This window comes from Amycolatopsis sp. NPDC104863 (assembly GCF_055582965.1).
Genome location: NZ_JBVJOW010000007.1, coordinates 132,808 through 153,530, shown reverse-complemented (window position 1 = coordinate 153,530; position 20,723 = coordinate 132,808). Strand labels below are relative to the sequence as shown.

The 20,723-nt window shown below is 72.4% G+C and carries 15 protein-coding genes and 1 pseudogene; 12 read left to right on the top strand and 4 right to left on the bottom strand.

The window, feature by feature from the left end:
* Positions 1-130 precede the first annotated feature (130 nt).
* The 6 genes and pseudogenes from ACZ63J_RS34235 to ACZ63J_RS34210 all read left to right on the top strand — a co-directional run bounded on the left by ACZ63J_RS34235 (position 131) and on the right by ACZ63J_RS34210 (position 4,791).
* Positions 131-922 (top strand): MBL fold metallo-hydrolase, encoded by a 792-nt coding sequence (locus tag ACZ63J_RS34235; RefSeq protein ID WP_465398886.1) that lies wholly within the window; start codon positions 131-133, stop codon positions 920-922.
* The gene (locus tag ACZ63J_RS34230) at positions 919-1,512 is read left to right on the top strand and encodes a DedA family protein (RefSeq protein ID WP_465398885.1); all 594 of its coding nucleotides are present in this window, start codon (positions 919-921) and stop codon (positions 1,510-1,512) included. The genes ACZ63J_RS34235 and ACZ63J_RS34230 overlap by 4 nt, the downstream gene beginning before the upstream one ends.
* The gene (locus tag ACZ63J_RS34225; protein WP_465439749.1) at positions 1,509-3,623 is read left to right on the top strand and encodes a phage holin family protein; all 2,115 of its coding nucleotides are present in this window, start codon (positions 1,509-1,511) and stop codon (positions 3,621-3,623) included. The genes ACZ63J_RS34230 and ACZ63J_RS34225 overlap by 4 nt, the downstream gene beginning before the upstream one ends.
* A complete protein-coding gene (locus ACZ63J_RS34220; protein WP_465311637.1) occupies positions 3,620-3,850 on the top strand; it encodes a glutaredoxin domain-containing protein in 231 nt (76 codons plus the stop codon). The genes ACZ63J_RS34225 and ACZ63J_RS34220 overlap by 4 nt, the downstream gene beginning before the upstream one ends.
* A pseudogene (locus ACZ63J_RS34215) lies at positions 3,847-4,050 on the top strand (putative acetyltransferase); the annotation flags it as partial. The gene ACZ63J_RS34220 and the pseudogene ACZ63J_RS34215, both read left to right, overlap by 4 nt.
* Entirely contained in the window at positions 4,024-4,791 is a 768-nt protein-coding gene (locus tag ACZ63J_RS34210; RefSeq protein WP_465439768.1) for an SAM-dependent methyltransferase, read from the top strand. The pseudogene ACZ63J_RS34215 and the gene ACZ63J_RS34210, both read left to right, overlap by 27 nt.
* Here ACZ63J_RS34210 and ACZ63J_RS34205 read toward each other — a convergent pair.
* Positions 4,769-5,557, bottom strand: coding sequence for a TetR/AcrR family transcriptional regulator C-terminal domain-containing protein (locus tag ACZ63J_RS34205; RefSeq protein WP_465338480.1), 789 nt, complete (start codon positions 5,555-5,557; stop codon positions 4,769-4,771). The genes ACZ63J_RS34210 and ACZ63J_RS34205 overlap by 23 nt on opposite strands.
* 76 nt (positions 5,558-5,633) lie before the next feature.
* Here ACZ63J_RS34205 and ACZ63J_RS34200 point away from each other — a divergent pair, with 76 nt between their 5' ends.
* From ACZ63J_RS34200 to ACZ63J_RS34175, 6 genes are all read left to right on the top strand, one after another.
* Positions 5,634-7,907 (top strand): ATP-binding cassette domain-containing protein, encoded by a 2,274-nt coding sequence (locus ACZ63J_RS34200; RefSeq protein ID WP_465439747.1) that lies wholly within the window; start codon positions 5,634-5,636, stop codon positions 7,905-7,907.
* Positions 7,904-8,701, top strand: coding sequence for a siderophore-interacting protein (locus ACZ63J_RS34195; protein WP_465439745.1), 798 nt, complete (start codon positions 7,904-7,906; stop codon positions 8,699-8,701). Before ACZ63J_RS34200 ends, ACZ63J_RS34195 begins: the two co-directional genes overlap by 4 nt.
* A 118-nt stretch (positions 8,702-8,819) precedes the next feature.
* Positions 8,820-12,002, top strand: coding sequence for a hypothetical protein (locus tag ACZ63J_RS34190; RefSeq protein WP_465439743.1), 3,183 nt, complete (start codon positions 8,820-8,822; stop codon positions 12,000-12,002).
* A gap of 10 nt (positions 12,003-12,012) precedes the next feature.
* Positions 12,013-15,894 (top strand): hypothetical protein, encoded by a 3,882-nt coding sequence (locus ACZ63J_RS34185; RefSeq protein WP_465439741.1) that lies wholly within the window; start codon positions 12,013-12,015, stop codon positions 15,892-15,894.
* A gap of 22 nt (positions 15,895-15,916) precedes the next feature.
* Positions 15,917-17,155 carry a hypothetical protein gene (locus ACZ63J_RS34180; RefSeq protein WP_465398879.1) on the top strand — a complete coding sequence of 413 codons (1,239 nt, stop codon included), beginning with the start codon at positions 15,917-15,919 and terminating at the stop codon, positions 17,153-17,155.
* Positions 17,156-17,175: 20 nt separating this feature from the next.
* On the top strand, positions 17,176-18,051 hold the full coding sequence (locus ACZ63J_RS34175) for a phosphotransferase family protein (protein ID WP_465398878.1): 876 nt from the start codon (positions 17,176-17,178) through the stop codon (positions 18,049-18,051).
* Positions 18,052-18,055: 4 nt separating this feature from the next.
* Here the strand turns inward: ACZ63J_RS34175 and ACZ63J_RS34170 are convergent, their stop codons facing one another.
* From ACZ63J_RS34170 to ACZ63J_RS34160, 3 genes are all read right to left on the bottom strand, one after another.
* Positions 18,056-19,219, bottom strand: coding sequence for a cytochrome P450 (locus tag ACZ63J_RS34170; RefSeq protein ID WP_465399182.1), 1,164 nt, complete (start codon positions 19,217-19,219; stop codon positions 18,056-18,058).
* Between the two features lie 99 nt (positions 19,220-19,318).
* Positions 19,319-19,882 (bottom strand): TetR/AcrR family transcriptional regulator, encoded by a 564-nt coding sequence (locus ACZ63J_RS34165; RefSeq protein ID WP_465338592.1) that lies wholly within the window; start codon positions 19,880-19,882, stop codon positions 19,319-19,321.
* A 127-nt stretch (positions 19,883-20,009) separates the two neighbouring features.
* Complete coding sequence (locus tag ACZ63J_RS34160; RefSeq protein WP_465398877.1) at positions 20,010-20,714, bottom strand: SDR family oxidoreductase; 705 nt, start codon at positions 20,712-20,714, stop codon at positions 20,010-20,012.
* Between the last annotated feature and the right edge of the window lie 9 nt (positions 20,715-20,723).

The window sequence follows — 20,723 nt, the reverse complement described above, 5'->3', positions numbered from 1 at the left end:
CTAATCACGCGTGTCGACTCCCTGATCACGTGTGTCGGCTCTCTGATCACGCGGGCCGTGGGTCACTGGGCAGCGTTGCTCGTGCCACTCCGCCGGGCATTGGGGCGGGCAGGAGGCGATACTCGACAGCGTGAGCGGCTTCAACCTGCGTTTCCTCGGCCATTCGACCGTCCGGCTCGAGCTCGGTGGCCGGGTTGTGCTGACCGATCCCGTGCTCACCGCGCGCGTCGGCGGGCTGAGCCGGGTTGTTCCCGTCCCGGCGGCGGAGAGTTATGCCGGGGTTGACCTCGTCCTGCTCTCCCACCTGCACGGTGACCACCTGCACCTGCCGTCGCTGCGGCTGCTGGGCACGGACACCCGGATCGTCGTCCCGCGCGGGGCCGGGAGCTGGCTCACCAAGAAAGGCTTCGGCAACGTCGAGGAGATCGCGCCCGGGGAGACCCTCAGCGAAGGCGCGGTGGACATCACCGCCACCGAGGCCGTCCACTCCGGGCACCGGTGGGGGCCACGGCTCACCCATGGTCCGCAGAGCCCCGCGATCGGGCACCTCATCCAGACCGAGGGCACCAAGATCTACAACGCCGGCGACACCGACCTCTTCGACGGGATGGCCGAGCTCGGGCCGGTCGACGTCGCGCTGTTGCCCGTCTGGGGCTGGGGGCCGAACCTGGGGCCCGGGCACCTGGACCCCGCCCGGGCCGCTCGGGCCGCCGCCGTGCTTCAGGCTCGGGCCGCCGTTCCCGTGCACTGGGGCACGCTCGCCGTGCCCGGGTTGCGGCGGAGCGCCAAGATGCGGCGGCTGCTCGCCGATCCGCCGCGCGTGTTCGCCGCCGAAGTGCAAGCTGCCGGAGGAGCCACCGAAGTGCTGTTCACCGAGCCCGGCGCCGACGTCGTCCTCCCCGCTCCGACGGACCGCCCGTGAACTGGACCGACCCGGCCGCCATCGGGTATCCGGCCCTGTTCGGCGGGGTGCTGCTCGGCTCGATCATCCCGATCGTGCCCACCGGTGCGGTCGTCGGCGCCGCGGCCGCCGTCGCCACCACCACGGACCACCTCTCCCTGCCGCTGGTGATCGTCCTCGCCACGCTCGGCGCGTACGTCGGCGACGTCGTGACGTTCGGGATCCCGCGCCTGGGCAGCGAAGCCGCCTTCCGCTGGATCAGCCGGCGTCAGCCCGCCGAACGGCTCGAGAAGGCCCGCGACCAGTTCACCCGGCGCGGCTGGCAGATCGTCGTGGTCGGCCGGCTCGTCCCGGCCGGCCGCATCCCGGTGCTGCTCGCCGCCGCCGCGCTGAGCTACCCGTGGCGGCGCCTGCTGCCCACCTCGCTCGTCGCGTGTGTGCTCTGGGCGGTCGCCTACTCCTTGCTCGGCATCGTCAGCGGGGGCATCTTCGACTCACCGGTCATCGCGACGGTGCTGGCGACGGTCCTGGTCCTGCTCGTCACCGTCCTGCTGAACCTGATCGCGCGGTGGCGGCGCAAGGCCAAGGAGAAGACGGGAGAGCGAGTGTGACGACGTCCGCCCCGAAGGGCCGGCTGCTGCGGGGCGGCCGGGTCGTCGCCCGCGTCCTGCTGGTGTGGGCCGCCGTGACCGGCGCGCTGCGCCTGCTCGACGTGCTGCTCTCCGGCTTCCGGATGACCCACTGGTGGCAGCCGACCGTCTGCGCGCTGCTGCTCGGCCTGCTCGCCGGGGTCGTCTGGCCGCTGGTCATGCGGATCGCCTACCCGCTGGCGTTCTTCACCTTCGGCCTCTTCGGGTTCCTGCTGCTGGGCGCCGGGACGCTCGCGGTGTTCCGGACCGTGCCGGGGGTCGAGATCGCGGACATCCGGACCGCGGTGATCGTCACCGTGGCGATGGCCGGGGTCGGCGCGCTGATCTCCAGCCTGCTCGCGATCGACGAGGACGAGATCTTCTTCCGCCGCGCGAACCGAAGGCGCCGCCGGCACGCCGCCGCGCCCGGTGAGGCCGACCAGCCGCCCGGGGTGCTGTTCCTGCAGATCGACGGCCTCGGGTACGACACCGTCCGCCGCGCGATCCGCGACGGCGACATGCCGACCTTCGCCGCCTGGCTCGCCGAAGACAGCCACACGCTCTCGCGCTGGCACACCGACTGGAGCTCCCAGACCGGCGCGAGCGTCTGCGGCATCCTGCACGGCTCCAACCACGACATCCTCGGCTTCCGCTGGTACGAAAAGGACCGCGACCACGTGATGGCGTGCGCCCACCCGGCCGACGCGGCCGAGATCGAACGGCGGCACTCCGACGGCCGCGGCCTGCTCGCCGGCGACGGCGCGAGCCGCGGCAACCTCTTCTCCGGCGACGCCGACCACGTCAGCCTCACCATGAGCTCGATCCCGGTGCTGGTGCCGAAAGGCCTGCGCCACCGTCAGCGCGACCGGCTCGGCGCGGGCTACTACGCCTACTTCGCGAACCCGATCAACGCGCTGCGGACGTTTGTCGTCGCGCTCGCCGACGTCTTCCGCGAAATCAGCGCGTCGGTCCGCCAGCGCCGGGCCGGTGTTGTGCCGCGGATCCCGCGCGGCGGCTGGTACCCGCTGGCCCGGCCGGGCACCACGGTGATCGCGCGGGACGTCGTCGTGTCGGCGATCCTCGGCGACATGCTGGCCGGGCGGCCGGTCGTGTACGCGGACTTCCTCGGCTACGACGAGGTCGCGCACCACTCCGGCATCGAACGCTTCGACACGCTCGCCGTGCTGCGCTCGATCGACCAGCAGATCGCGCGGCTGCACCGGGCGAGCCGGCTCGCGCCCCGGCGCTACCACGTCGTGGCGCTGTCGGACCACGGCCAGACACAGGGGCAGGCGTTTTCGGAGCGGTTCGGCGAGACGATCGAGGCGTACGTCGGACGGCTGTGCGGCGGCGAGCCGTCCCCGTCCGCCGGGAAGCGGCGGCAGGCCGAGAGCTGGCAGATCAACGCCGCGCTGGCGGAGGCGACCAAGGGCGGCGGCCTGATCGCGCGCCGGCTGCGGGCCCGGGTGGAGGACGCGGAGTGCGCCGAAGACCGGCCGCGCACGACGTCCGGCTCGCCGGGCGCGGTCACCCGGGTGGCGCCGGGTGTGGTGGTCGTTGTGTCCGGCCACACCGCGATGATCTCGTTCACCGAGCACGAAGGCCGCGTCGAGCTCGAGACGATCGAGCGGGAGCACCCCGACCTGCTGCCGTCGCTGGTGGACCACCCCGGTGTCGGGTTCCTGCTGGTGCGCAGCCGCGAGTTCGGGCCGGTGGTGCTGGGCCGCGACGGGCTGCACCGGCTCGCGACCGGCGTGGTCATCGGCGAAGACCCGCTGCCGCCGTACGGCCCGCACGCCGCGGACCTCGTCCGGCGGGTCGACACCTACCCGCACTGCGCGGACGTCATGATCAACAGCCGGTACGACCCGGACTCGGACCAGGCGTCGCCGTTCGAGACGCACGTCGGCTCGCACGGCGGTCTCGGCGGCCCGCAGCAGCACGGTTTTGTCGTGCACCCGCGCGGGCTCGCCCTGCCCGGTGACGTCGTCGGCGCGGAGGCGCTGCATCGTGTGTTCCGCGGCTGGCTGACCTACCTGGGCCAGCCCGAGCCCACCCCCGTGGAAACCCCGATCTCGGAGGTCGTTTCGTGAAGCTGACGGTCTACGGCGCGAGCTGGTGCCCGGACGTGAAGCGCAGCCGCGCGCTGCTCGACCGGGAAGGCGTCGAATACTCCTATGTGGACGTCGAGGCGGACGCGGCCGCCGAGCGCCGGGTGCGGGAGCTGCAGGACGGCGCGCGCAAGATCCCGACGATCGTCTGGGAGGACGGCAGCTTCCTGGTCGAGCCGTCCGACGCGGAGCTGAGCGAGCGGCTGTGAAACTGCTGCGAGAGCTGCCGCTCGGCACGCGGGTCGTGGTGCGCCACCGGATCGAGGGCGGGTTCACCGACGCGCTCGGCGACCTGGTGGCCCGCGACGAAACGACGTGCACCGTGGAGACCCGGCGTGGCCCGGTGGTGGTGGCGTTCGACGCCGTCACCCTGGCCAAGCCGGTGCCACCGCCACCCCGGCGGAAGTCGAAGTTCGACGAGCTGGTGGCCGAGGCCGACGCGGTGTCCGTCGACGGCTGGGACTTCTCCTGGCTCGACGGCCGCGCGACCGAAGCCCGGCCTTCCTGGGGTTACCAGCGCCTGCTCGGCGAACGCCTCGGGCGGGTCCACGCGGCGCTCGACCTGGAGACCGGTGGCGGCGAGGTGCTCGACGGCTGCCCGTCCCTGCCGCCGCTGATGGCGGCCACGGAGTCGTGGCCGCCGAACGTCGCCAAGGCGTCGGCCCGGCTGCGGCCGCGCGGGGTCGTCGTCGTGGCCACCGACGGCATTCCCTTCGGCGACAACGTTTTCGACCTGGTGTCCAGCCGCCACCCCGTCACCACGAACTGGACCGGGATAGCGCGGGTCCTGCGGTCCGGCGGGAGCTACTTCTCCCAGCAGGTCGGCCCGGCGAGCGTGTTCGAGCTGGTCGAGTTCTTCCTCGGCCCGCAGCCGCCGGAGGTCCGCAACGGCCGTCATCCCGACGACGCGGTGAAGAACGCCGAAGAAGCCGGCCTCGAGGTGGCCGACCTGCGGTCGGAGTCGCTGCGCGCCGAGTTCTCCGACATCGGCGCGGTGGTCTACTTCCTGCGCAAGGTGATCTGGATGGTGCCGGGGTTCACCGTGGCGCAGTACCTCGACCGGCTGCGGGAGCTGCACGAGAAGATCGAGCGTGACGGCCCGTTCGTCGCGCACACGGCGCGGTTCCTCATCGAGGCCCGGAAGCTTTGACGATCGCCGTCTCGACGCCGTCCAGCAGCAGCTCCAGGCCCGCTTCGAACGACAGCCGGGCCTCCCGCTCCAGGTAGGGCTCGTCCGAAGCCTCGACCGGCGCGCTCATCCGCGCCACCGTCGGGAAGCGGGCCGTCAGGTCCGGGACGAGCTCGCCGAGCAGCGCCGAGCGCGCGGACCACCAGTCCTCTTCGGACTGTCCGGTCTCCCGCGCGGCCTGCCGGGACTCCGCCGCCGTCTGGACCGAGCCGCGGACGACGTTGAACAGCGCCGACACCACCCAGCGGACGCGGGACAGGGGCAACCCGGTCGCCGCCAGGACCGACAGCAGCGTCTCCTGCACGTGGAACTCCCCCGGCCCGAGCACCGGGCGCGCCGGGGAGACCTGCAGCAGCCAGGGGTGGCGCAGGTGCAGGTCCCACAGCTCGTCCGCGAGCGCCAGCGCGGCGACGCGCCACCCCGAGGTCACCGGGTACGACGTCGGCAGCTCCCCCAGCGTCCGGTCGTACATGAGGTCGACCAGCTCGGTCTTGCCCGGCACGTACGTGTAGAGCGCCATCGCCGTGCGGCCGAGCCGCTCGCCGACCGTGCGCATCGACAGCGCCGGCATGCCCTCGGCGTCGGCGATGTCGATCGCCGCCGCGACGATCGCCTCGACGGACAGGCCCGGTTTGGGCCCCGGGCCGGTGCGCGGCGCGACCACGCGCGGCCCCCACAGCAGCTCCATGGACCGACGGGCGTCGCCCTGACCCGCGAAGACGACCACCTTGCCGACTCCTTACACCCTAAAGTATTGTACGATCGAGAATCACTTTACAGCCTAAAGTATCAAGAAGGACAGCATGACCTCACCCAGGCGGGCCGCCGACACCCACGACGTGATCGAGGTCCGGGGGGCCCGGGAGAACAACCTGACCGGCGTCGACCTGGACATCCCGAAACGCCGGCTCACGGTGTTCACCGGCGTGTCCGGCTCCGGCAAGTCGTCCCTGGTCTTCGGCACCATCGCGGCCGAGTCCCAGCGGCTGATCAACGAGACCTACAGCGCGTTCCTCCAGTCGTTCATGCCCAGCCTGTCGCGCCCGGACGTCGACCTGCTGGAGAACCTCAGCGCGGCCATCGTCGTCGACCAGGAACGGATGGGCGCCAACTCGCGCTCCACGGTCGGCACCGCGACCGACGCCTACGCGATGCTGCGGATCGCCTTCTCGCGGCTCGGCGAACCGCACGTCGGCACGTCCGGCGCGTTCAGCTTCAACCTGCCCGAGGGCATGTGCCCGGCGTGCGAGGGCCTTGGCCGGGTGTCGGACCTCGACGTCCACGCCCTGCTCGACTTCGACCGCTCGCTGCACGACGGCGCGATCCAGGTCCCCGGCTTCACCCCGGACAACTGGTACGTGCAGACCTACCTCTCGTGCGGCTTCTTCGACCCGGACACCCCGATCCGCGACTTCACGCCGCAGCAGCTGGACGACCTGCTGCACAAGGGCCCGTGCAAGGTGAAGGTCGGCAAGACGAACATCACCTACGAGGGCCTCGCGGTGAAGGTCCGGCGGCTCTACCTGCAGAAGGACACCGAGTCGCTGCAGCCGCGGCTGCGCGCGTTCATCGAGAAGGCGGCGACCTTCAAGACGTGTGGCGAGTGCGGTGGCGCCCGGCTGAACCGGGCCGCGCTGTCGGCCAAGATCGACGGCAAGAACATCGCCGACTGCGCCGCCCTGCAGATCAGCGACCTCGCCGAGTTCGTCCGGAGCCTCGACGCGCCGTCGATCCGGCCGCTGCTGGGCAACCTGCGTGACACGCTCGACTCGCTGGTCGAGATCGGCCTCGGCTACCTCTCCCTCGACCGCGAGTCCGCGACGCTCTCGGGTGGCGAGGCGCAGCGCGTGAAGATGGTGCGGCACCTGGGATCCAGCCTCACCGACGTCACGTACGTCTTCGACGAGCCGACCGTCGGGCTGCACCCGCACGACATCGAGCGGATGAACAACCTGCTCCTTTGCCTGCGGGACAAGGGGAACACGATCCTGGTCGTCGAGCACAAGCCGGAGACCATCCGGATCGCCGACCACGTCGTCGACCTCGGCCCCGGCGCGGGCACCGACGGCGGGCGGCTCTGCTACACCGGAAGCGTCGACGGCCTGCGCGCGTCCGGCACGCTCACCGGCCGCCACTTCGACCACCGCGTCACGCTGCGATCCCGAGTACGCACACCCACCGGACAGGTGAAGATCACCGGTGCCAAGCTGCACAACCTGCGTGACGTCAGCGTGGACGTCCCGCTCGGCGTGCTGACCGTGGTCACCGGGGTGGCGGGCTCCGGGAAGTCGTCGCTGATCCACGGCTCGCTGGCGGGCCGGGACGACGTCGTCGTGGTCGACCAGTCGGCGATCCGCGGCTCCCGGCGGTCCAACCCGGCGACCTACACCGGCCTGCTCGACCCGATCCGGACGGCGTTCGCCAAGGCCAACGGCGTCAAGGCGAGCCTGTTCAGCGCCAACTCCGAGGGTGCCTGCCCGCACTGCAAGGGCCTCGGCGTGATCTACACCGACCTGGCGATGATGGCCGGGGTCGCGTCGGTCTGCGAAGAGTGCGAGGGCAAGCGGTTCACGCCCAAGGTGCTGCTGTTCCAGTTGCGGGGCAAGAACATCAGCGAGGTGCTGGCGATGTCCGTGGCCGAGGCGCGCGAGTTCTTCCCGTCGGGCTCGGCGCGCACGGTGCTCGACCGGCTCGGTGACGTCGGCCTCGGCTACCTGACGCTCGGGCAGCCGCTCACCACGCTGTCCGGTGGCGAGCGGCAGCGGCTCAAGCTGGCGATCCGGATGGCCGAGAAGGGCTCGACCTACATCCTCGACGAGCCGACGACCGGGCTGCACCTCGCCGACGTCGACCAGCTGCTGGCGCTGCTCGACCGGATCGTCGACGCGGGCAACACGGTGATCGTCATCGAGCACCACCAGGCCGTGATGGCCCACGCCGACTGGCTGATCGACCTCGGCCCCGGCGCCGGCCACGACGGCGGCCGCGTGGTGTTCGAAGGGACACCGGCCGCGCTCGTCGAGAACGCCTCCACGCTCACCGCCCGCCACCTGCGTGAATACCTGGGGAAGCCGTGAACCCGACCGGCCTGCTCGAAGTGGTGGCGGTGCGGCGGCCGACCCCACGGACCGTGCGGGTCACCTTCTCCGGTGCCGAGGACTGGGAGTCGTGGCCGGACCAGCAGCTCAAGCTCCTGGTCCCGCCGCCGGGCCGCCCGGTGCGGCTGCCGTCCGCCGCCGACAACGACGTCATGCGCTGGTACCAGGCGTTCCTCGCGATCCCGGAGGACGAGCGCCCGGTGATGCGCAGCTACACCGTGCGCAGCCGGGACGGCGGGACGATCGACGTCGACTTCGTCCTGCACTCCGGCGGCGCCGACGGCCCGGCGACGGCGTGGGCCCGCACGGCCGCGCCCGGCGACGTCCTCGGCCGGTACGGCCCGGACGCGGCCTACCGCCGTCCGGTGCCGTCCGGGGACACGGTGCTGCTGGCCGGCGACGAGACCGCGCTGCCCGCGATTGCCACCTTGCTGTCCGAAGTGGACAACGCGCTGGTGTTCGTGGAGGTGGCGGACGCGGCCGAGGAGCAGCCGCTGCCCGTCCACTGGCTGCACCGGGACGGCGCGCCCCACGGGGCCAAGCTGCTCGACGCCGTCCGCGGCGCCCCGCTCGGTCCCGGCTCAGCCGCGTGGCTCGCCGGGGAGGCCGGGATGGTCCGGGCGCTGCGGCGGCATCTCGTGGGCGAGCGGGGCCTGGCCAAGGACGTCGTCGAGTTCACCGGGTACTGGCGGCGCAAGCTGACCCAGGACGACGCGCCGACCCCCGACGACCTGGCCGACGCGGCCGAAATGCTGGGCCGGGCGGGCGGCTGACGGGCCGGTGGGGCGGACAACACTGCCCCAAGGGGAGGTATCAGGCTGGGCCGCTTGCCGGGGCCGGACCCCGGGGCGACGGTGATCGGGCTCAGTTCGCTCCGGGGAGGTCCCCAGCATGCCCGAACCCGCTTCGCACCCCATCGACGACACCACGCCGAGACCGCTCTGGCGGCGCGGTGTCGACCGGCGCACGGTCCTGGTCGCCGGCGGCGCCGCGCTGCTGCTGGCGAACCTGCCGGGCGACACGCCGCTGCCGGCCGTGCTCGCCGCCGACGCGACGCCGGACCTCACGCTCGGCCTGCTGCGCCGCGAAGACATGCTCAAGCTGCACTTCGAGTTCTTCAACCTGCGGCGGTCGACGGCCGCGGGCCCGCCGAAGCTGGTGCCGATCGACCCGGGCGCGCAGGCGCTGGTCGTCGTCGGGTTCGACAGCCAGCACCTGATGGAGGAGACGACGGCCGTCACCGACCCGGGCGGCGCCCCGCCGGCGAGCCTGCCCGCGCCGGGCGACCTCGCGACCCGGGCGGTCGCGCCGAGCCGGATCGCGTTCCTCGTGCCGTCGACGGTGAAGGAGCTGCCCTACACCGAGGAGGGCCTGCTCGCGTGGTCGAACTGGGTCATGCGGGTGGTGCCGAGGAGCGCGCCGGCCGCCCCGGACGCGCTGACCACCGACCTGCTGCTGGTCGACTGGCTGCACCTGACCCCCGAGCAGTACGCGTCGTGGGCGCACGTCACGCACCCGGTGACGTCGGCCGGGCGCACCGAGCTGTGGCACACCCGGCTCGCACCGCGCGACGACTTCGGCCGCCCGGACCCGCTGCGGGGCCCGGCCGAGATTCGCGCGGCGGCCGCCGACACCCCGGACGACCTGCGGTTCAACGACCTGCTCAGCCGGCCCCAGACGCTCACCGAGATCGTCACGCAGTCGAACACGCGCGGCGCGGTCCGCGGTGACCTGGTCCTGCTCTCGGCCCTGGGCTCGTCGCTCGAGCTGGACGGCAGGTGGGCCGACGGCACGCTGGCGGCGTGGCAGCACCGCTCGGCACTGGGCCGCGACAACTACGTCCGCATCGAGGAGCGAGGGTTCCTCTTTCCCTACGGCCACAAGGCGACCCTGATCACCGAGACCGAACGCGCCATCGCGGGTGGCGCTGCGCGGCTGCTGCGGCGGCAGTTCGTCCGGATCCAGGAGCCCGTCAAGCTCTTCGAAGACAACGGGCTGCCGTTCCGGTCGGTCGAGATCACCATGACCACCACCCCGAACCTCGCCGCGGACACCCGGCGCGAACACGTCGGGACCACCGACGCCTTCTGGGTGCAGTACCAGCTCGGGGCGGACGTCGTCGACATCCCGTTCCCGATCGTCGCCGCCGACTGGGCGGGGAACCGGATCGAATCCGTCGCGCACTTCGCGTTCGTCTACGAAGACGACGCCGTCAAGAAGCCGGTGCTGGACGCGCTGCAGGCGCAGGCCGACCCGGACGACTTCACCGACATCCACCCGCGGCGCACCCACGACCTGCGCGGGCAGAAGGTCGCCTTCGCGCCGGTGCCCGGCACGAACGGCGTGGCCGCGGCGGCGGACGACACCCCGCGCAGCACCGCGTTCCCGGCGCTGCGCATGCACCTCAACGTGAAGCTGCGCGTGCAGGCCGGCGAGGCCGGCTTCGCCCCGCAGATGCTCGCCGCCGAGATCCGGCTGCCCGCCGTCGAAGCACTGGCCGGTGGCCGGGAGCTCGCCACCGCCATCGGGTACGACCCCGGCTACGTCACGGGCTCCTTCGAGAACATCAAAGGCGAGCTGTTCGCCCGGGTCAGCTCGTCCGTGTCGGACGTCGGGGCCTTGACCAAGGCCCTCGTCGCCGGCGCACCGCTGCCTGACGTCAGCGCGGTGAACGCCGCGTTCGGCCGGAACGTCGCCCAGCTCGGCGGGATCGCCGCGCCCGACATGAACATCCGGGGCCTGTCCCGCTCCCTCGGGCCGCTGTCCGGGCCGGTCGAGACGATCAGCCGGATCGCCGCGGACGGCGAGTTCAACCCCGGGAAGTTCCTCGACAAGTTCTCCGCCAAGCTGCTCGGCGGCCTCGACCTCGGTCAGATCCTGGGGTTCGACCCGAAGCTGCCGGACGCCCTGACGCTGCCGATCGAGAACGCGCCGAAGATCGTCACCACCCCGGAGTACGGCAACGGCAAGGAAGCGCCGCCGACCGCCGTCACGACGGTCCTGGACTGGCGGCCGAAGCTGCCGGACGGCCTCACCGCCGGCGTGTTCCTCCCGCAGGTGCCGGACCATCCGCACGCGACGCTCACGCTGCACGGCGAGAACCGGACGACGTTCGGCACGAGCGGCGTGACCACGACGTCGACGATCAAGGGCGACCTGCGCGACTTCGCGATCGAGCTGGTGAAGGGCAACGACGACAAGCTGTCGTTCATCAAGCTCACCTTCCGCCGGTTCGCCTTCGAACAGCACGACGGCGCCAAGCCGGTGATCCACGTCGAGCTGGACAAGATCGAGTTCGAGGGCCCGCTGAAGTTCGTCAACACCCTGCAGCAGTTCCTGGTCAGCACCGGCAAGGGCCTCGGCATCGACGTCCAGCCCTCGGGCATCACCGCGGGCTACACGCTGGCGATCCCGGACGTCGGGGTCGGGGTGTTCGCGCTGCAGCACCTGGCCTTCAGCGCGGCGCTGTCGATCCCCTTCGACGGCACCCCGGCCCGCGCGCGGTTCGCGTTCTGCAGCCGGGAGCACCCGTTCACGCTCAGCGTCTCGCTGTTCGGCGGCGGCGGGTTCTTCGCGCTGGCCGTGGGCACCGACGGCTTCGAGCTGATGGAGGCGTCGATCGAGTTCGGCGGCGCGGTGGCGTTCAACCTCGGCGTCGCCAGCGGGTCCGTCTCGGTGCTGGCCGGGATCTACTTCAAGCTCGAACACCTGCCGGACCCCGACGGCGGGGGGCACGACGAAATCACCCTCACCGGGTACGTCCGCGCGAACGGCTCGCTCAACGTCCTCGGCCTGATCACCATCTCGGCCGAGTTCTACCTGGCGCTGAGCTACACCAGCGGCGGCGGGAAGAACCTCGTCGAGGGTGAGGCGTCGCTGACCGTCGAGATCGACATCCTGTTCTTCTCGAAGTCGGTCACGCTCACCGTGCACAAGTCCTTCGCCGGTCCCGGTTCCTCGTCGCTGGCCCAGCGGACCGGCGCGGCGGCCTTGCCGACCGGCGGTTCGCCGTCGTTCGGCGACCAGCTGAGCCAGGACGACTGGAACACCTACTGCGACGCGTTCGCGGCCTGAGGAGACAGTGATGGCCACCCAGACGATCCTGAGCACCGCGCTGCCCAACGGCGTCCGCACCGACGCCGGCCGGGCCTTCCTGCATCTGTCGGTGTTCCTCTCCCCGCGGCTGAGCGGGGCGGACACCCTGGCCGCGTTCCCGGACTGGCTCGACTGGCCCGCCGCGAAGGTCGAGTTCGACGTCTCGCTCGGCGGCGCCGTCACCCGCGCCGAGAAGCTGCCGCAGGACCTGCGCTCGGACCTGTGGAAGAAGCTGTTCGGCGCGGGGGCGGTGCTGGGCGCGGCGACCGCGCCGCCGATGCCGCCGGCGCAGACGTTCGTGCGCTCCTACCCCGTGCGCAACGTGCGGAACTTCGTCCGCGACCAGTACGCGCTGATGGCGGCGCGGAACCCGACCACGCACCCGACGATCATCGACTACGTCGGCATTCCCGGCGGGTTCGCGCCGGCCCGCACGAGCGGCAACCGCTGCGGCACCACCGGCTACCGGCTGCACGACACCTGGATCTCCCCCTTGACGAAGGCCGCGGTGACCCAGGACCTCGCCCGGTACTTCTTCACCGCCAACTTCTTCGACCGCGACGACCCGGCGCTCGCCCGCATCCGCGACGACCACTACCTGAGCGACCAGCAGCTCGACTTCCTGCTCTCCGAGCACTTCCACGGCCGCAGCGCGGCGGCCCGCCCCGACCCGGGCGGCTCCCGCGTCGCGAACCCCTTCCGGGCCGCCGTCGTGCCGGAGCCGCCGAACTTCCACTCGGTGGTCGGCTCGCTCGGCCAGTACCCCGCGCTGCTGCGGAAGTTCGGCCTGGTCCGCGACCTGCGTGTGCCCCTGCCGGACCCGCTGCCCGCCGGGCCGACCTGGGTGAGCGTGACCCCGGTGCTGGCCGGGACGACGGTGACCGCGCCGCGGACCGACTGCACGGTCACCGCCACGGCGTTCACCGCGAACGCCCGCACGTCGCTGCTCGCCGGCGGGCTGCTGCAGCTGGGCGGCCCGGACTTCGACGTCACCGAGGTCGACCCCGACTCGGCCGCGGTGAAGCTGCTCGGCTTCGGCGAGAGCATCGCGCGGCTCGACCCGCACGGCGAGGTCGGGCACCCGCCGTCCGACGCGCCGGACACCGCCGCGCCGCCCGCGTTGCAGAGCAACGGCTTCTCGATCACCGAGACCGGGCGCGCCAGGCGGATCTGGGACGCCGTCGGCCAGGCGGACGCGCTCGCGAAGGGCGCTTCCGCGAGTGCCGAGGACCTGACCCGCGGGGTCCGGATCGACGTCTGGGACGACGTTTCGCAGGGCTGGCACAGCCTCTGCCGGCGGCAGGGGACCTACACCGTGGCCGGGACCACGATCTCGGCCGGCGACGAAGGGGTGGTCACCACCGGGCACACGGCGCAGCCCGACGACCCGACGCAGACGTTGTTCCTCCACGAGTCCCTGGCCCGCTGGAGCGGTTACAGCCTGGTCGCGCCGCGGCCGGGCAAGGCCGTCGACGACGACGGCGGGCTCGTCGCGGGTGACGGGACCGAGCCGGACCCGGCGTTCCCGCTCGGGGTGAAGTTCAAGGCCAAGCCGGGCAGCCTGCCGCGGCTGCGGTTCGGGCGCTCGTACCGGTTCCGCGCGCGGACGGCCGACCTCGCGGGCAACGGCCCCGGCCTCGGTGACGTCACCGGCGACGCCGGGGCGACGGCGCCGGTCAAGTACACGCGCTTCGAACCGGTCGTGTCGCCGCACCTGCTGTTCCGCAAGCCGCGCACCGAAGGCGAATCGGTGGAGCGCATGGTGATCCGCAGCAACTTCGACACCGCAGCGACCGCGGACTGCCAGCGCCACCTCGCGCCGGTCCGGATCGCGGAGCTGCTGGCCGAGCAGCACGGCCTGTTCGACCTGCCGGCAACCCTGCTGACCCCGCCGATGCTGGACAAGCTCGCCTACGGCCGGATCAAGCAGAAGGACACCGGCTCGTTCGACCAGGGCGGCACCCCCGACCCCGGCGCCTACGGCATCCCGTACTTCGACGTCGACCAGCTGACCCTCCCCTACCTGCCGGACGTGCTCAGCCGCGGCGCCGCCTTCGCCGGACTGCCCGGCACGGCCGAGGGCGAGGTCGTCACCGGCGACTTCGACCCGGTGCCCCTGCTCGGGAACTGGCCGGACTACCGGCCGTTCCGGCTGCGGATGGTCGAGGGCACCGGCAAGCCGAAGTTCGATCCGCTGTTCCGCGTGCTGACCGTGCAGGTCCCGAAGGGCCGGACGTTCGACGTCGACTACAGCAGCGTTTTGGCCGACGCCGACGTCGACCTGCTCGGGCCGTGGAAGTGGCTGACCGACGCCGTCGCCGCGGGCACCGTGCGGCTGCCGGCGGGCACGACGCTAGCGTCGCTGCGCGCGCTGGCCCGCCAAGGCCGGCTGTGGCAGCTCACGCCGTTCCGCACGCTCACGCTGGTGCACGCGATCAAACAGCCGCTGACCCCGCCCGCGCTGGTCAAGCCGGTCGCGGTGCGGCGCCCGGGTGAGACGTTCGCGCGGATCGTCGACCGGCTCGCCTTCGACCGGCCGAGCACCAGCCGCGTCGACCTCCAGGCCGCGTGGACCGAGCAGGTCGACACCCCGTCGCTGCCCGCGCCGGTGCCGGCGCCGAGCGCGGCGGCGGCGTTCGGCGTGGTCGCGCAGCCGGCCGACCCGCTGGGCCAGGTGCTGCCGGTCGACCAGCGACACGAGTTCCACGACACGAAGTACCGGCGCGTGACGTACACCCCGATCGGCACCTCGCGGTTCGCGGAGTACTTCCTGCAGCGCGCGACGGTGAAGCCGGGCGCGTCGGCGGTCGTCGTGGACAAGGGCGGCATCGTGCCCGCGTCCGACGTCGTGCGGGCGGGGTCGACGACCTACGTGCGCGGCGCCGACTACGACGTCGACTACGTGCGGGGCACGCTCACCTGGCGGGCTTCGCCGGCGCCCGCGTCGGTGGAGGTCGCCTACGTGCCGCCGCCGATCACGCGGGCGGGTACGGCCCTGACGGTCGACGTGCCGAGCTCGGCGCGGCCGGCCGCGCCGGACATCGCCTACGTCGTGCCGACGTTCGGCTGGACCGCGGAGACCACGGCGTCGCAGGTGACGAGCACCCGGCGGGGCAACGGCCTGCGGGTCTTCCTCAACCGGCCGTGGTACTCCTCCGGCGACGGGGAACAGCTCGGGGTGCTGCTGGCCGACGGGCCGACGGTGCCGGCCGACCTGACCCGGTACGTCACCGACTGGGCGCAGGACCCGGTGTGGAAGTCGGCGGCGTTCACCCGGCCGCCGCAGACCGGGGACTTCCCGCTGGCGGTGCACCCGCGGGCGGACCTGAAGCTGGTCGAGGGCGCCACCTCGACGGTCGCCGTCGCTCCGCACGACGTCGTTTACGACGCCGAGCGCAAGCTTTGGTTCTGCGACATCACCTTCGCCGCTCCGCAGCCTTCGCCGTACACGCCGTTCGTGCGGCTGGCGCTGGCCCGCTACCAGCCGGTGTCGGTGCCCGACGTCGAGCTGTCCGCGGTGGTGCAGGCGCAGTTCGCGCAGCTGTCCCCCGACCGGATCGCGACGGCGGTGTTCACCTCGCCGACGTCGGTGCGGCTGACCGTGACCGGCCCGACGTACGCGCCGGTGACGGGGTCCGCGGCCGAGCTCAGCGCGCGGCTGCAGGTGGCCGACCCGGCGCTGAGCGGGAACGTCGCCTGGCAGAACAGCGGCTCCGCGGTCGTCCTGACGGCCACGAGCACCGGCTGGACCGGCACGGTGACCTTGCCCGCGGCGCGCGGCAGCCGCCCGTTCCGCCTGGTGCTGACCGAGTCCGAGCTGCCGAACCAGGGCGGCGCGCGGCTCGTCTACGCCGACGCCCTCACCTTCTGAACCGTCCATTGTGGAGGATCTGATGAACCGCACCAGACTGCTGTGGGCGGCCGGCGCCGCGTCGGCCCTGCTGCTGGCCGGCGCGCTCCCGGCGGCCGCGGCGCCCCCGCCGGGCAAGCCGGGCATCCGCGCGGCGGCCGCGGCGGCGGCCACCTTCGGCAACGGCGTCTTCCGCGTCTCCGTCCAGCAGGCGCAAGGCCTCGGGGTCGGCTCGTTCACCGTGCAGACCGGGCCGGACCACCCGGCGGGCGCGGGCCGGGACGTGCTGTTCGGCGGCGGTGTGCCCGGCACGTCGTTCATGACCGTGCGCGACCTGACCTCCGGGGTCGACTACGTGCAGGGCCAGTACCTGACCACGGCGACCGAGGTCGCGCTCGACGGCGTGCTGTACCTGACGCAGACGCCGCTCGACACGACCGGGATGCACACCCACTGGTCGCACTACACCGAGGACGACCCCGGTGACGGCAAGTCCTTCCAGGTCGACCAGGACGTCGTGGTGCACGGGAGCACCGTCGCCGACTCGAGCGTCGAGGTGACCACCACGGTCACCGGCGAGACCGCGGACACCTTCCAGGTCCAGTACCTGTGGGACACCGCGGCGGGCGCCGACGACGGCCCGGTGCTGCAGACCGGCGCGTACAACCCGTTCACCGCTTCGGAAACGCGTGAGCTCACGCTGTCCGGTGTGGACAGTGTGGCGCTGGCCGACAACACCGCGGGGCCGAGCCTGTCCTACGGCCTGACCGGCACCGGCCCGGCCCGGATCACCCCGCCGCCGACCCCGCCCCAGTCGATCCAGTTCGTCTGCTGGCCGCGCGCGGTCGGCGCGGCGCCGGGACGCTACCGGACGGACCCGACGATCGACGTCGCGACGACCGGAGCCGGCTGCCCGGCGCCGGCCGGCCCCGACTCGGCGGTGCAGTACCTGTTCGCCCCGGCGACGATCGGGACCACCGGGCTCCGCGCGTCGGCGTCGGTGTTCTCGACAGCCCCGGACCCGACGTCGATCGTGGTGGCGCCGACCCGGCTGGGCTTCCCGGCGGTGAGCGCGACCCTGACGGACACGCGGTACGGCCGTCCGGTGCCCGGCCGCACGCTGACGTTCACGGCCGGCGGCCGCACCCTGTGCTCGGCGGCGACGAACACCAACGGCGTCGCGTCGTGCGGCGGGCTGTCGGAAGGCCTGGCGGCGCTGCTCGGCTACTCGGCGGCCTACACGGGCGACGGGATCTGGGCGGGCTCGACCGGCAAACGCTGAGCGCGTGCCAGACTCGGCCGGTGCACGAAGACCTGGCGGCGTCGGGCGTCGACCCGGCCTCGGTGGTGTCCGCCGAGCGGATCGGCGGCGGCACTTACAACACGGCCGTCCGCCTGCAGCTGGCGGACGGCCGGCGGCTGGTGCTCAAGATCGCGCCGTCGTCGCCCGGGCTGGCGTACGAACACGACCTGCTGGCGACCGAGGCGGAGTACTACCGCCGGGTCCCGGGGCCGCTGCCGTCGGTGGTCGGGGCCGGGCCGGGGTTCCTGCTGATGACCGAGCTGCCGGGAAAACCCTGGCACGGCACGGAAGTCGCCGACCACGCGCGGGTGCGCCGCCAGCTCGGCGGGATCGTGGCCGGGCTGCACGGCGTCACCGGCGAGGGGTTCGGCTACCCGCAGGACGAGCTGCGGCCGACGTGGCCGGCGGCGTTCACCGCGATGGTCGACGCGGTGCTGGCGGACGCCGCGCGGTACGGCGTCGACCTCCCGCGCCCGGCGGCGGAGATCGCGCACCTGGTCCGCCGGCACGAGCCGCTCCTGGCGCCGGTGACCACCCCGGTGCTGGTGCACTTCGACCTGTGGGACGGCAACATCCTCGTCGACGACACGGGTGTTTCCGGCATCATCGACGCCGAGCGCGCGTTCTGGGGCGACCCGGTGGCGGAGTTCGTGTCCCTGACGTTGTTCCGCACCCTGGACGCCCCGCTGCTGGAGGGCTACGGCCGAGGGCTGCTCACCCCGCCCGCCCACCGGCGGCTGGCGCTGTACCGCGTCTACCTGGACCTGATCATGCTGGTGGAGATGACACCCCGGCAGGATGCGGACGCCGGCCGGAAGCGGTTCGTCACCACGAAGTTGAGCGAGGACCTCGACGCGGTGCACCGTCAGCTGTGAGCCGTCACCACGTCACCGGCAGGCAGTGCACGCCGTAGACGAGCATGTCGTCCTTGAAGGCCAGCTCCTCCAGCGGCACCGCGAGCCGCAGGCCGGGGATGCGGCGGTAAAGCGTGCCGTACACGACCTGCAGCTCCACCCGGGCCAGCGTCTGGCCGAGGCACTGGTGCACGCCGTAGCCGAACGCGACGTGGTGGCGGGCCTCGCGCGTCACGTCGAGGCGGTCCGGGTCGGCGAACGCCGTCTCGTCGCGGTTCGCGACGTCGCCGGCCGCGATGACACCCTCGCCCGCGCGGATGACCTCGCCGCCGATCTCGATGTCCTCGACCGCGACACGACGACGCCCGGTGTGCGTGATGTTCAGGTACCGCAACAACTCCTCGACCGCACGGCGCAGCTGGTCGGCGTCGCCGTCCCGCACCAGCGCGAGCTGGTCCGGGTGCTCCAGCAGGGCCACGGTGCCGAGGGCGATCATGTTCGCCGTCGTCTCGTGGCCGGCCACCAGGAGCAGCTGCCCCATCGAGGCGACGTCCTCGGCGGTCATCTTCCCGGTCGCGTACTGCGCCGTCGCCAGCTTGCTCAGGACGTCGTCACCCGGCGCCGCCGCCTTCCGCTCGACCAGGCCGGAGAGGTACCCGAGCAGGTCGTCGGTGGCCTTGACCGCCTCCTCGGGCGTGGCCGTCCGCGACACCATCACCTTGGTGATGTCCTGGAAGAACACCCGGTCGTCGTAGGGCACCCCGAGCAGCTCGCAGATCACCAGCGACGGCACCGGCAACGCGAACGCCGTCACGAGGTCGACCGGCTTCGGGCCGGCCAGCAGCCCGTCGACGAGGTCGTCGACGATGCGCTGGATCGCCGGGCGCAGCGCTTCCATCTTCTTCACGAGGAAGTCGCCGGTGAGCAGGCGGCGCTGGGCCGCGTGCTCGGCGCCGTCCATGGTGATGAACGACTTGGCGCGCTTGCGCCGCGCGGCCGAAGCGGCACTCTGGTGCGGATACCCGGGCCGGTCCGAGTCGGCACTGATCCGCGAGTCGCGCAGCAGCGCGCGCACGTCGTCGTAGCGCCGGACCAGCCACGGTGTGCTGCCGTTCCAGAGCCGCACGCGGGACACCGGCGGCAGCTCGCCCAGCTCGGCCGGCGGGTCGAACGGACACCGCCGGGTCATCGGAAACGCGGGAACGCCGTCCACCGGGTACCTCCCGAAGTCGCCGGAAATTTACATAGCTATGCTAAGCATCTTCCGGCGATCCCGCCACAGGTCCGATCAGGCGAACACCAACGTCACCAGTTCGTCGACAAACGGCTCGACCAGCTCGGCGCCGGTCCGGTTGAGCACGCTGTGGAACAGCGCGACCCGCCCGTGCGCCCCGACGAAGACCATCGCGGCCGCCCGGCCCGGCGTCACGCGCAGCGGGTGTCCCGCCTCGACGCAGCGTTCGAAACCCGCGGTCAGCGAGTCGATCACGTCGAGCAGCGGGCCTTCCGCACGGGCCCCGGGCGCGGGCCGGGTCGCGCCGTTCGCGAGCATCAGGCGGTAATGCCCCGGATTCTCCATGGCGAACGCGCAGTAGGCGTGAATCTGCGCCCGGACGCGTCCGACGACGTCGGTTTCGCCGAGCGTCTCCTCGGCCGCACGCATCGATTCCCGCAACCGGGCGTATTCGTGGTCGAGCAGTCCGCGCACCAATTCCGCACGATCGGAGAAATGCTGGTAGATGCTGGCCGGGGCGATGCCGACCGCGCGCGCCACCCCGCGGATCGTCAGCCCGTCCTCGCCGCCGAGCTCGGCGAGGAGACGAGCGGCGGCCGCCAGGATTTCCCCGCGCAGCCGCTCGCCTTCACCCCAGCGGTTCCTCCTGCGGCCGATTCCGGCTTCGAGTTTCTCCGCCACCCGCCCATTCATACGCCCGCGGCGCGCACCCCGGTGTTCCGGGGTGGGAAAGGCGCAAAAACACTCAAGAAAGCAACACCGGGTACAGCCCGGCGACCTCTCCGGACAGTCCGGCCCGCACGTTTCGGCTGACGTCGTCGGCGAGCACCTCGAACCGGCCCTGCTCGACGCCGTCGAGCGCGAGCCCGGCCACCACCGCCGGGTCGATCTTCGGCTCGTCGACGTGCTTGGCCATGTCGGTGTCCATGTACCCGACGTGCAGCGCGGTCACCTGGGTCTTCTGCGGCGCCAGCTCGAGGCGCAGCGCGTTGGTCAGCGACCAGGCCGCCGACTTCGCCGCCGAATACGCGGCGACCTGCGGCGCGGTGAACCAGGAAAGCACCGAAAGGACGTTGAGCACCGCGCCCCCGCCGTTGCGCTCGAGGATCGGCGCGAACTCGCGGGTCACCGCGAGGGTGCCGAAGTAGTGCGTGTCCATCTCGAGCTTGATGTCCTCGATGGACCCGCCGAGCAGCGACGCCCCGGTGGACGACCCGGCGTTGTTCACCAGCAGCGTGACGTCGCCGGCTTGCGCGGCGGCTTCCCGGATCGACGCCGGGTCGGTGACGTCCAGCTTCAGCGGCACCACTCCCGGCAGGTCGACCGACTCGGGGTTGCGTGCGGCGGCGTACACCTTGGCCGCGCCGCGCTCCAGGAGAGCGGCGGCGAACTGCCGGCCGAGCCCCCGGTTGGCTCCGGTGACCAGCGCCACCGCACCCGTGATCTCCATGACGAGCTC